We start from the raw sequence: 11618 nt of genomic DNA on the forward strand, positions 1-11618 counted from the left end.
GACGAAGAGATGCACGACATCCGCGCCATCCGCGAAAATCCGGCTGCTTTCGATGCCGCCATGGCCCGCCGTGGGGTGGAGAATGCGTCGTCGTCCCTGCTCGAGATCGACGAGGCCCGACGCGCCGCGATCCATGCCGCCGAGACCGCCCAGGCCGACCAGAAGGCCGCCGCGAAAGAGGTCGGCGCCGCCAAGGCCCGTGGCGACGAGGCCGAGTTCGAGCGGCTGCGCGCGCTGGTCGGCGAGAAGAAGGCCGAGGTCGCCGAGATGCAGGCCCGCGCCAAGGATCTCGACCAGCAATTGACCGACGCGCTTATGTCGGTGCCGAACCTGCCGTTCGACGATGTGCCGGACGGTGCGGACGAGGAGGACAATGTCGAGATCCGCCGCTGGGGCACGCCGCGCGCCTTCGAGTTCACCCCGAAGGAGCATTACGACCTCGCCGGCGTCAAGGACGGCATGGACTTCGAGACCGCCGCCAAGCTCTCGGGCTCGCGCTTCGTGGTGCTCTCTGGCGCGGTGGCCCGCATCCACCGGGCGCTGGCGCAGTTCATGGTCGACACCCATGTCGAAGAGAACGGGCTGACCGAGACCTGGACCCCGGTGCTGGTGAAAGAAGAGATGATGTATGGCACCGGCCAGCTGCCCAAGTTCGGCGAGGACAGCTATCAGACCACCAACGGCTGGTGGCTGATCCCGACCTCCGAGGTGCCGCTGACCAATATCGTCAACGGCTTGACCGTGGCCGAGAGCTACCTGCCGCGGCGCTACGTGGCGCATTCGCAGTGCTTCCGCTCGGAAGCGGGCAGCGCCGGGCGCGACACCGCCGGCATGCTGCGCCAGCACCAGTTCGAGAAAGTCGAGATGGTCTCGGTCACCCATCCCGAGAAAAGCCGCGAGGAGCTCGACCGGATGACCGAGTGCGCCCAAGGCATTCTCGAGCGGCTGGGCCTGCCCTATCGCACCGTGGTGCTCTGTACCGGCGACATGGGCTTTGGCGCGCGCCGCACCCATGACATCGAGGTCTGGCTGCCGGGCCAGGACAGCTACCGCGAGATCTCCTCGGTCTCGGTCTGCGGTGACTTCCAGGCGCGGCGGATGAACGCCCGGATGAAACCGGCAGACGGCGGCAAGCCCGAGTTTCTGCACACGCTCAACGGCTCGGGCCTCGCGGTGGGCCGCTGCCTGATCGCGGTGCTCGAGAACGGCCAGCAGGCCGATGGCTCGGTCACCCTGCCGGAGGCGCTGCACCCCTACCTTCGTGGCAAGACGTCGCTTTCTGCCGAGGGCGCACTGGTCTGACGACCGGGCCGCATTAGATGGCGGGGCATGACACGTGCCCTCGCCATACTCCTCTTCGTCGCGGCCCTTGCCTTTGCGCTCGGTCCGCTTGTCACGCCCGGATTCAACGGGTTCGACCCCGATCAATTCCCGATCCCGCAGGATGACCCGCCAGCCCAGCCGGCGGGCTATGCCTTTGCGATCTGGGGGGTGATCTATGTCTGGTTGATCCTCGGAACCGGGTTCCAGCTGTTGAAACGCCACGATGCGCCCGACTGGGCGCCAATTCGCTGGCCGCTGCTGATCTCGCTGGTGGTCGGCGCGCCATGGCTGGCGGTGGCGCAGGCCAGCCCGATCTGGTCGACGCTGCTGATCTGGGTGATGTGGGGCGGCGCGGTGCTGGCGCTGCTGCGCGCGCCCAGCCGCGACGGCTGGTTCGGCCATTGGCCGGTCGGGCTCTACGCCGGCTGGCTGACGGCGGCGGCCTCGGTCTCTCTGGCGCTGCTGCTGGCCGGTTACGGCATCACCGACGCGGTTCTGGCGGCGCTGCTGGCGCTGTTGCTGGCGCTGGCGCTGGCGGTGATGGTGACCCTGCGCCGTCCGGATGCGCCGGGCTATCCGATCGCGGTGGTCTGGGCACTGGTGGCGGTGGTGGTGGCGAACTGGCCGGGCGGGCCGGTCGCGGTGCTGCTGCTGGCCGGCGGCGGCGCACTGGGGCTGGCCGGGCTCGCCTTGGTGCAGTTCTGGCACCGCAGGGCGTGAGGGGCGGCGCCCTTCCTCGCGAAGGACGCCGCCCGCCGGTTCCGGACCCGGGCGCTGGGTGCACCCGATCATCCTGCCCGTGCCGTGATCTGCGGCTGCGACAGGCCCCCACCCGAAACCGGTGACCGGGATTATTCCGTGAGCAGCCCGGTTTCGATCGCGATGGTCAGCTCGTCAGGGCTGACATCGCCGCTCTGATCCACGTCGGCACGGCCAAAGTCCTCGGCCGTCATCTCGGGATAGGCCGCCTGCAGCTCTGCCATCGAGTAGGTGCCGTCGCCGTCGCTGTCGACCACATCGGTCTGGGCCAGTGCCGGGCTTGCCACGGCCAGTACAAAGCCTGCGAGCGTGAGGGTCTTGCGGATCAACTTGTTACTCCTGTCACTGTTACAAACAGACGGTCGCTGCCGTCTGCGACCAAACTGGTGACCTTCACCGCGCCCCGCAACCCTCTGTCCCGGCGCAAGAATGGCAGTTCCAAGAACCGGCAGAGCCTTGCCGCCGCCCGGCAGAAACCGGCCGAGATCCCGCGCGGAAATTCGCCCTCAGGTTGCGCCATCCCCCGTAAGCAGCAAGCCGTTGCCGACGCCACCGGCAGGCCCCCGCGCAAAAAGAAACCGCCGGGACCTCAAGCGGTTTCCGGCGGTTTTTGGCTGTCCGGCAGGGTGGGCGTGCGCCTAGCGGTCGTCGCCGCGATTCTTGCCGAGGTGCTTACGCAGCTTCGAAGGGCCGGGTTTCTTGCGGCCCTTGTAGGGGTTCTTGTCGCCCTGCCCGCGCAGCGTCAGCCGGATCGGCGTGCCGGGCATGTCAAAGCCCTCGCGCAGCCCGTTGACAAGGTAGCGGGTGTAGCTCTCTGGCATCTTGTCGGGGTGCGAGCACATCACCACGAAGCCCGGCGGCCGCGTCTTGGCCTGGGTCATGTATTTCAGCTTGATCCGGCGGCCCTGCGGCGCCGGCGGCGGGTGCGCCGAGATCATCCCCTCGAGCCAGCGGTTCAGCTGGGCGGTGGTGATCCGGCGGTTCCACGTATCATGCGCGCGGCTGATGGCGTCATGCAGCCGGTCGAGCCCCTTGCCGGTCTTGGCCGAGACGGTGATCAGCGGCGCGCCCTTGAGCTGCGGCAGCAGCCGGGTGAAGGCCTCTTTCAAATCGCGCAGCTTCTGCTGCTTTTCCGGCTCAACGTCCCACTTGTTGACCGCCACCACCACGGCGCGGCCCTCGCGCTCGGCCAGGTCGGCGATCCGCAGGTCCTGCTGTTCGAAGGGGATGGCTGCGTCGAGCAGGACCACCACCACCTCGGCGAACTTGACCGCGCGCAGCCCGTCAGAGACCGAGAGCTTCTCGAGCTTTTCCTGCACCCGCGCCTTCTTGCGCATGCCGGCGGTGTCGAAGATCCGGCAAGGCGTGCCGTTCCAGTCGATCTGCAGCGAGATCGCGTCACGGGTGATGCCGGCCTCCGGGCCGGTCAGCAGGCGGTCCTCGCCGAGGATCTGGTTGATCAGCGTCGACTTGCCGGCATTGGGCCGGCCGACCACGGCGATCTGCAGCGGTTTCGACTTGGTCGGCGCATGGTCGGGCAAGACCTCGGCGTCGGGGTCGACCACCACGTCGGTCTCGGGCGTGTCCTCTGGCGCGGTCAGCGCAAGCTCGTCAGAGATCGGCAGCAGCGCGGTGTAGAGGTCGTTGAGCCCCTCGCCGTGCTCGGCCGAAAGCCGGATCGGCTCGCCCAGCCCGAGGTTCCAGGCCTCGATGACACCGCCATCGGCGGCCGAGCCCTCGCCCTTGTTGGCGGCAACCAGGATGTGCTTGGCGCGCTTGCGCAGGATCTCGGCAAACATCTCGTCGACCGGGGTCAGACCGGCGCGGGCGTCGATCATGAACAGGCAGATGTCGGCCATGTCGACCGCGCGTTCGGTCAGCCGCCGCATCCGGCCCTCAAGGCTGTCGTCGGTGGCATCCTCGAGACCGGCGGTGTCGATCACGGTAAAGCGCAGGTCGGCCAGCCGCGCCTCGCCTTCGCGCAGGTCACGGGTGACGCCGGGCTGGTCATCGACAAGCGCAAGGCGCTTGCCCACGAGGCGGTTGAACAGCGTGGATTTGCCCACATTGGGGCGACCCACGATGGCGAGGCTGAAAGACATCTGACTACACGGCTCCGGAAGGCATCAAACGCCTCCGATACATCAGCCGCCCAAGGCCTGCAACTGGCCGTTTTTGGTGACGATGTACATCACGCCGTTCGCGACCACCGGATTTGCCGTCGCGCCGCCCGGGATCGGGGCGGTATCGATCAGCTGACCGCTGGCCGGATCGAACGCCCTGAGGGTGCCGTCGCCGCCCGCCACATAAAGCCGGCCGCCGGCGAGGATCGGGCCGTAGTTGCCGTAGATCCGGTCGCGCCGGCGGGGCCGCTGGCTGGTATAGCCCGGCAGCTCGACCGACCAGACCGCGCCGCCATCCGAGACATTGACGCGCTTGAGCTCGTTGCGGTCAGAGATGAAGAACACCGCTCCGCCGGCCACCCAGACCGGCTGCAGCGCGGCGTCGCGCACGGTCCACTTGCGGGAGCCGGAGCCGGCGTTGAGCGCCACCAGACGGCCGGTGTGGTTGGCGACATAGACGGTGTTGTCCACCACCACCGGATCGCCGGTGATGTCGTCGACGCGGTTGATGGCAAAGCCGCCGCGGTTGCCCGCGAGAGTGGCGTTCCACATCTGCAGGCCGCCCTTCTTGAAGGCGCCCTGCACGTCGCCAGAGCCATAACCGAAGATCACGAACTGGTCGGTGATCGCCGGTGCCGGGCCGCCGTGCACGTTGTTGACGTCGTCGAGCCCGTCGATCTGCCAGCGGATGCGGCCGCTGTCGGCCTCGAGCGCCCAGGCGGTCCGGTCGCCGGCCACCAGATAGACGATCTCGCCGTCATAGCTCGGCGCGGCGGTCCCCGTGGCTTGCAGCTTCTGGCTCCAGATCTCGGCGCCCGTCGCGGGGTCGAGTGCGGTCACCGTGCCGTAGCCGGAGGTGACATAGAGTCGCCCGCCGCCCATGGCCAACCCACCGCCAGAGCCCTGCCCGGCCCCATCGCGCGCATGCGCGAGGTTGCGCTGCCACAGGGTCTGACCGGCGGTCGAGGTGGCACTGACCAGCGCTTCGCTGTCGAGGGTAAAGATGCGGCCGTCGGCCACCACCGGGTCGGCGGTGATCCGCAGCTTGCGGCTGTCGCCCTGACCGATCGGCGCGGTCCAGAGCGTGCGCAGCGCGCTGCCCAGGGCCGGATGGTCGGTGCGGGTGGCGGGCGTGCCATGGCCCTGCAGCCAGTCGACATTGCGCCGCACCGCCGGCAGCGCCAGCGCATCCGCCACGGCGGTCTCGGGCGCCAATGCGGCCTCGTCGGCGCGGATCGCCTCGCGTTTGCCGGGCAGGATCACCTCGTTCTGCGAACAGGCCGCCACGATGCAAAGCGCCGCCGCGCCCAAGACTGTCCTGTTCCTTGCCGTTGTCACCACACCCGTCCCCGTCATTCTTTTCCGGCCATCACATGCGGCCAAACCATTGACCCGACACGCTTCAGGCGGCGTCAAGCTCTCCGCCCAAGGCGACAATCACCTGAGACACCCGCTGGCGCAAGCCCGCGGTGACCTCGGCATCTTCGAGGATCGCCTGAAACTTCTCGATTGCGGCTTCGCTGTCACCGGTTTCCACGTCGATCAGCGCGATCTGCTCTTCGGCCAGCAGGCGCAGCGGGCTGCCGGCGCGGGCCAGCGCCTCGAAACCGGTGCGGCGCGCATCGGCCTCGAGCGTGTCCGATTGCAGCAGCAGCATGCGGAAGCCGGCGATGTCGCGGTAGATCTGCGGCACCTCGCCATTGGCGGCAATCGCGCCGAGGGTTTCGGCGGCCTCGGCCTCCTGATCGGCGCTGGATTGCTCGGCGGCGGTCAGCAGGCCCAAGAGCGCCACGCCGCCGGCCGATCCGGCCTCGACCGCGCCAAGCGCCGTGATCCGCGCCTCGGGGTCCTCGCTCTCGAGCGCCGCCAGCATCGAATCGCCAAGCGCCTCGGCTTCGGCCCGGTCCTGGGCGCGGGAATACTCGCGCCAGGCCGCGCCGCCGACGATCAGCAGCACCACGAGCACGCCGATCCAGCCGTAGCGCTTGAGCAGCAGGAAAAGCCGGTCCCGGCGGACCTCTTCGGTCACTTCTTCGATGAAACTGTCGGTCTGGCTCACGTCACTGCCTCTTGTTTTCACGCCGATGTCCCGGGTGTCGGGCGGGTCCCGCCCCTCTTACCCCGGCCCGCTGCGAGTGCCAAGCCCGCGCCAGCGGTCGCAAAATCAGGCAGCGCTGCGGCTTTATTGCAGCCGGTCAACGAAAAGTTTAAACTGAACTGGTCTGTTCAGCGTATTGTCCTTATATCGGCCCCGAGACCCGGCGGCATATTCGCTGTGGCCGGTGTCACGCTGTTTGTTACGCAAAGAAGGCATCGCATGCGACTGATCCCCCTCCTGACGGCCCTCGCAGTGACCGCCTTTCTCGTGCTTGCCGTGCTGCAGCGTGATGCGCTTTATCAGTTTGCGCGCGAGAACCACCTGGCGCTGCTGCTGGGCGAGACCGACGACGCTGACGCCGCCGAACCGCCCGCCGCGCCGGAGCCGCAGGAGACCCGTGAGACCCCGGCGCCTGAGGGCGTGCGGGTGGTGGCGCGGCACTCGCAGGCCGAGGTGGTCGACACCGCGGTGATCCTGCGCGGCCAGACCGAGGCCGCCCGAGAGGTCAGCGTGATGGCCGAGACCAGCGGCCTCGTGATCTCCGAGCCGCTGCGCAAGGGCGCCTTTGTCGAACCGGGCCAGCTGCTCTGCGAGCTTGATCCCGGCACCCGCGGCGCCGCGCTCGACGAGGCGCTGGCGCGGCTGGAAGAGGCCGAGGCACGCGTGCCCGGCATCGAGGCCGGAGTGCCCGAGGCCGAAGCGCGCCTGCAGGAGGCGCTGGCGCGGCTGGACGAGGCCGAGATCAACGCCCGCGCCGCCAACGCGCTCAAGCGCGACGGATTTTCCACCGAGACCCGGGTCGCAGCAACCCAGGCGGCGGTGCGCAGCGCCGAGGCCTCGGTCAGCGCCGCCCGCGCCGGTATCGAGACCGCGAAATCCGGGCTCAAGGGCGCTCAGGCCGCGATCCGCACCGCCGAGGCCGCGGTCGCCGTGGCCCGCAAGGAGATCGACCGGCTGCAGGTCACCGCCCCCTTCGCCGGCCTGCTGGACTCAGATGCCGCCGAGTTGGGTACGCTGATGCAGCCCGGCGCGCTCTGCGCCACCATCATCCAGCTCGACCCGATCAAGCTGGTGGCCTATGTGCCGGAAACCGAGGTCGCACGGATCGCACTCGGTGCCATGGCCGGCGCGCAACTGGCCGAGGGCAGCGACGTGCGCGGCGAGGTCACCTTCCTGTCGCGCTCGGCCGATCCCACCACCCGCACCTTTCGCGTCGAGATCACCGCCGCCAACCCCGAGTTGAGGATCCGCGACGGCCAGACCGCCGAGATCGCCATCTCGACCGAGGGCGTCGCCGCGCATCTGCTGCCGGCCTCGGTGCTGACCCTGAACGACGAAGGCGCGCTGGGCATCCGCAGCGTCACCGAAGACAGCACCGTGGCCTTCCTGCCGGTGACCCTGTTGCGCGACACCCGCGAGGGCGTCTGGCTGGCGGGGTTGCCCGACAGGGTCGACGTGATCACGCTGGGGCAGGAATATGTCGAAAGCGGCGTCAGGGTGATCCCCACCTTTCGCGAGGTAACGGCGGAGGTCAGCCAATGACCGGAATGGTCGACTGGGCCGCCTCTCGCGCCCGCATGGTGATGGCCTTCATCGTCCTGTCGCTGCTGGCGGGGGGCTTTGCCTATGTCGACCTGCCGAAAGAGGGCGAGCCGGATATCGAGATCCCGGCGCTCTTCGTCTCGGTCCCCTTCCCCGGCATATCCGCCGCCGATGCCGAGACCCTGCTGGTCAAGCCGATGGAAACTGAGCTGTCGGATCTCGACGGGCTCAAGACGCTCTCGAGCACCGCCTCCGAGGGCTATGCCGGGGTGGCGCTGGAGTTCGAGTTCGGCTGGGACAAGACCAAGGTCATGGCCGACGTCCGCGACGCGATGAAATCGGCCGAGGCGAGCTTTCCCGTGGGCGCCGAGCAATATTCGATCAATGAGATCAACTTCTCGGAATTCCCCATCGTCATCGTCAACCTGACCGGCAGCGTGCCCGAGCGCACCATGGCCCGCGTCGCCAAGGATCTGCAGGACCGGATCGAGGGGCTCGACGCGGTGCTCGAGGCCGGCATCGCCGGCAACCGCGACGAGATGCTCGAGGTGTTGATCGATCCGCTCAGGCTCGAGGCCTACAATGTCACGGCCGGCGAGTTGATCGGCGTGGTGCAGAACAACAACCAGTTGATCGCCGCCGGCGAGGTCGAGACCGCGCAGGGCACCTTTGCGGTCAAGATCCCCTCGTCCTTCGACGAGCCGCAAGACGTCTACAACCTGCCGGTCAAGACCAATGGCGACCGCGTGGTGACGCTGGGCGATCTGGCGCAGATCCAGCTGACCTTCGAGGACCGGATCGGCACCGCCCGGTTCAATGGCGAAGAGACGGTGGCGCTTCAGGTGGTAAAGCGCAAGGGTTTCAATCTGATAGACACCGCAGCTCAGATAAAGCAGGAGGTTGCCGCGGCGCAGGCCGATTGGCCGCCCGAACTGCGTGCGGCGGTGGAAGTGGGCACATCGAATGACCAGAGCCGGGTGGTGGCCTCGATGGTCAGCCAGCTTGAGGGCTCGGTGCTGACCGCCATCGCGCTGGTGATGATCGTGGTGCTGGCGGCGCTTGGCACCCGGCCCGCGCTGCTGGTGGGATTTGCGATCCCTACATCTTTCCTGCTCTGTTTCGTGCTGCTTGGCGTAATGGGCATTACAATTTCGAACATTGTCATGTTCGGCCTGATCCTTGCCGTGGGGATGCTGGTCGACGGCGCCATCGTGGTGGTGGAATACGCCGACAAGCGCATTCGCGACGGTGTCGGCCCGATGCATGCCTATGTCGAGGCCGCCAAGCGGATGTTCTGGCCGATCGTCTCGTCCACCGCGACGACGCTCTGCGCCTTCCTGCCGATGCTGTTCTGGCCCGGCATCCCCGGCGAGTTCATGGGAATGCTGCCGGTCACGCTGATCTTCGTGCTCTCGGCCTCGCTGATCGTGGCGCTGATCTACCTGCCGGTGATGGGCGGCGTCACCGGCCGGATGAGCCGCTTCTTCGCCCGCTCTTCGGACTGGCTCGAACGTCACGTCCCCTGGCTGATCCGCGCCGCGCTGGTGCCGGTCTCGCTTCTGGTGATCTTCGTCGGCGCGATGCAGGTGCTCAACCCCGCCTACCTGTTTGCCACCCCGCCCGCGGGCGCGCTGCCGTTGCTGGCAGGCGCCGCGATCTTCCTCGCGGGGGCCTTCATGGCCTCGGTCACGCTTGGTGCGGTCGAATTTCACTGGCAGCGCAAACGCATCCGCGCGGGCCGCCGCCGCACGCCCTTCGGCTGGGTCATCAAGCTGATCGCCGGCAACCCGATCATGCCGATCGTCACCGCTGCTGCGGTGCTGGGGTTCGTATTCTCGGTCTTCGGCTACTTCGGCGAAAACAACAAGGGGGTCGAGTTCTTTGTCGAAAGCGAGCCGGAACAGGCCATCGTCTACGTTCTGGCACGCGGCAACCTTTCGCTCGAGGAGAAGGACTCCATCGTCGCCCAGGCCGAGGAGATTGTGCTCGCCCACCCCGGCATCGACAACGCCTTTGCCTTTGCCGGCGACGGCGGGCTCAATTCCAACACCGGCGGCGCCGAGCCGCCGAAAGAGACCATCGGTCAGGTCCAGCTGGAAACCATCCCCTGGGAAGACCGCGCCGACCGCCCTGATCTCGACGGCGACCTCATCCTCGAGGAGCTGCAGGCCGAGCTCGAGCAGCTTCCCGGTGTGCGCATCGAGATCCTCGCCCAGGCGCGCGGGCCGGCCAGCGCCAAACCGGTGCACCTGCGGCTCAAGGGCGACAACTGGACCGACTTGATCGCCGCCACCGAGCGGGCCCGGGCGCAGTTCGAGGCCACCCCGGGGCTCTACTTGATCGAGGATACCCTGCCCCTGCCCGGCATCGACTGGCAGATCGACGTCGACGTCGAAAAGGCCGGCCGCTTCGGCGCCGATGTGGCCACGGTGGGCGCCATGGTACAGTTGGTGACCCGCGGCATCCTGCTCGACACCATGCGCGTCGACAGCTCCGACGAAGAGATCGACATCCGCGTCCGGCTGCCGGAGGAGGACCGGGTGCTCTCGACGCTCGACACGCTCAAGGTGCGCACGGCCGACGGGCTGGTGCCGCTGTCGAACTTCGTCACCCGGCAGCCGGTGGCCAAACTCGCCGAGATCTCGCGCGTCGACCAACAACGCTATTTCGACGTCAAGGCCGGGGTGCGGCCGGGGCTGATCACCTTTGTCAGCGGCGAGGGCGACACCAGCGAGATCCGCGCCTATGGCCGCGTGGCCCCGGAGGGCGCGCCCGCCGCGCTGAGCCTCGGCCCCAGCGGCTACGTGATCGACAGTTTCGCCGAGGGCGAGACGCTCGACACCCTGAAAGCCGCCGATCTGCGCGCCGTCCCGCTCACCGCCAACGAGCGCATCGCGCTGCTGACCGACTGGCTTGGCACCGCCGAGCTGGGCGCCGGGGTCGAGACCGAATGGACCGGAGACCAGGAAGACCAGGAAGAGAGCCAGCAGTTCCTGATGTCGGCCTTTGCCGGCGCGCTGGGGCTGATGTTCATCATCCTGCTGGCGCAGTTCAACAGCTTCTACAACGCGGTTCTGGTGCTGCTGGCCGTCGTGCTCTCGACCACCGGCGTGCTGATCGGCATGCTGGTGATGGATCAGACGTTCTCGATCATCATGACCGGCACCGGCATCGTCGCGCTGGCCGGCATCGTGGTGAACAACAACATCGTGCTGATCGACACCTACATGGAATACAGCCAGTACATGCCGCGGATCGAGGCGATCATCCGCACCGCCGAGGACCGCATCCGCCCGGTGCTTTTGACCACGATCACCACCATGGCCGGCCTCGCGCCGATGATGTTCGGCCTGTCGCTCGATTTCTGGGCGGGCGGCTATTCGATCGACAGCCCCACCGCGCTGTGGTGGAAGCAGCTGGCCACCGCGGTGGTCTTCGGCCTCGGCATCGCGACGGTGCTGACCCTGGTCTTCACCCCGGCCATGCTGGCGATGCGGGTCTGGTTCTGGACCTATGTGCTCTGGGTTGCCCGCCTGCTGGCGCGGCTGGGACAGGGCCGCTCGAGCCGCGCCGCGCGCGACTGGGCGCTGACCCGCAAGGCGCGCCGCATCAAGCACCCCGAAATCCTCTGGGTCGACGAGCCCGGTCCGCCTGCCGCCGCCACGCGCGACAGCGATCAACCCGAATTGCCGCTGCGCGCCGCCGAATAGACGGCACCGGGCGGCTCTGGCCAAACCGCGGGCCAGAGCCTACACCTGAGCCGAATGAACAGA

8 protein-coding genes are annotated in these 11618 nt (G+C 67.9%); 4 read left to right on the forward strand and 4 right to left on the reverse strand.

Annotation, left to right across the window (positions count from 1 at the left end; all coding sequences use genetic code 11):
* Window positions 1–9: 9 nt before the first annotated feature.
* Both serS and VOI27_RS05680 read left to right on the forward strand, forming a co-directional pair.
* Window positions 10–1302: a serine--tRNA ligase gene (gene serS / locus VOI27_RS05675; protein ID WP_323764336.1), complete on the forward strand. Its 1293-nt coding sequence runs from the start codon at window positions 10–12 to the stop codon at window positions 1300–1302.
* A 27-nt stretch (window positions 1303–1329) separates the two neighbouring features.
* Complete coding sequence (locus VOI27_RS05680; RefSeq protein ID WP_323764337.1) at window positions 1330–2043, forward strand: hypothetical protein; 714 nt, start codon at window positions 1330–1332, stop codon at window positions 2041–2043.
* Between the two features lie 131 nt (window positions 2044–2174).
* Here the strand turns inward: VOI27_RS05680 and VOI27_RS05685 are convergent, their stop codons facing one another.
* From VOI27_RS05685 to VOI27_RS05700, 4 genes are all read right to left on the reverse strand, one after another.
* A complete protein-coding gene (locus VOI27_RS05685; protein ID WP_323764338.1) occupies window positions 2175–2411 on the reverse strand; it encodes an EF-hand domain-containing protein in 237 nt (78 codons plus the stop codon).
* A gap of 309 nt (window positions 2412–2720) precedes the next feature.
* Complete coding sequence (gene der, locus VOI27_RS05690) at window positions 2721–4184, reverse strand: ribosome biogenesis GTPase Der (protein WP_323764340.1); 1464 nt, start codon at window positions 4182–4184, stop codon at window positions 2721–2723.
* A 42-nt stretch (window positions 4185–4226) separates the two neighbouring features.
* A complete protein-coding gene (locus tag VOI27_RS05695) occupies window positions 4227–5543 on the reverse strand; it encodes a PQQ-like beta-propeller repeat protein (RefSeq protein WP_323764341.1) in 1317 nt (438 codons plus the stop codon).
* 64 nt (window positions 5544–5607) lie between these two features.
* Window positions 5608–6264 (reverse strand): tetratricopeptide repeat protein, encoded by a 657-nt coding sequence (locus VOI27_RS05700; protein WP_323764342.1) that lies wholly within the window; start codon window positions 6262–6264, stop codon window positions 5608–5610.
* A gap of 258 nt (window positions 6265–6522) precedes the next feature.
* Between VOI27_RS05700 and VOI27_RS05705 the strand changes: the two genes are divergently transcribed.
* Window positions 6523–7845 carry an efflux RND transporter periplasmic adaptor subunit gene (locus VOI27_RS05705; RefSeq protein ID WP_323764343.1) on the forward strand — a complete coding sequence of 441 codons (1323 nt, stop codon included), beginning with the start codon at window positions 6523–6525 and terminating at the stop codon, window positions 7843–7845.
* Window positions 7842–11555, forward strand: a complete 3714-nt coding sequence (locus tag VOI27_RS05710; protein WP_323764344.1) for an efflux RND transporter permease subunit — start codon at window positions 7842–7844, stop codon at window positions 11553–11555. The genes VOI27_RS05705 and VOI27_RS05710 overlap by 4 nt, the downstream gene beginning before the upstream one ends.
* Window positions 11556–11618 lie beyond the last annotated feature (63 nt).

Source organism: Marinovum sp. (genome assembly GCF_034669705.1).
GTDB lineage: Bacteria > Pseudomonadota > Alphaproteobacteria > Rhodobacterales > Rhodobacteraceae > Marinovum.

What these genes read in the sequence shown, in the direction of transcription:
- serS (WP_323764336.1), top strand. Translation starts at nt 10, where the DNA reads ATGCACGACATCCGCGCCATCCGCGAAAATCCGGCTGCTTTCGATGCC.
- VOI27_RS05680 (WP_323764337.1), top strand. Translation starts at nt 1,330, where the DNA reads ATGACACGTGCCCTCGCCATACTCCTCTTCGTCGCGGCCCTTGCCTTT.
- der (WP_323764340.1), bottom strand. Translation starts at nt 4,184, where the DNA reads ATGTCTTTCAGCCTCGCCATCGTGGGTCGCCCCAATGTGGGCAAATCC.
- VOI27_RS05705 (WP_323764343.1), top strand. Translation starts at nt 6,523, where the DNA reads ATGCGACTGATCCCCCTCCTGACGGCCCTCGCAGTGACCGCCTTTCTC.
- VOI27_RS05710 (WP_323764344.1), top strand. Translation starts at nt 7,842, where the DNA reads ATGACCGGAATGGTCGACTGGGCCGCCTCTCGCGCCCGCATGGTGATG.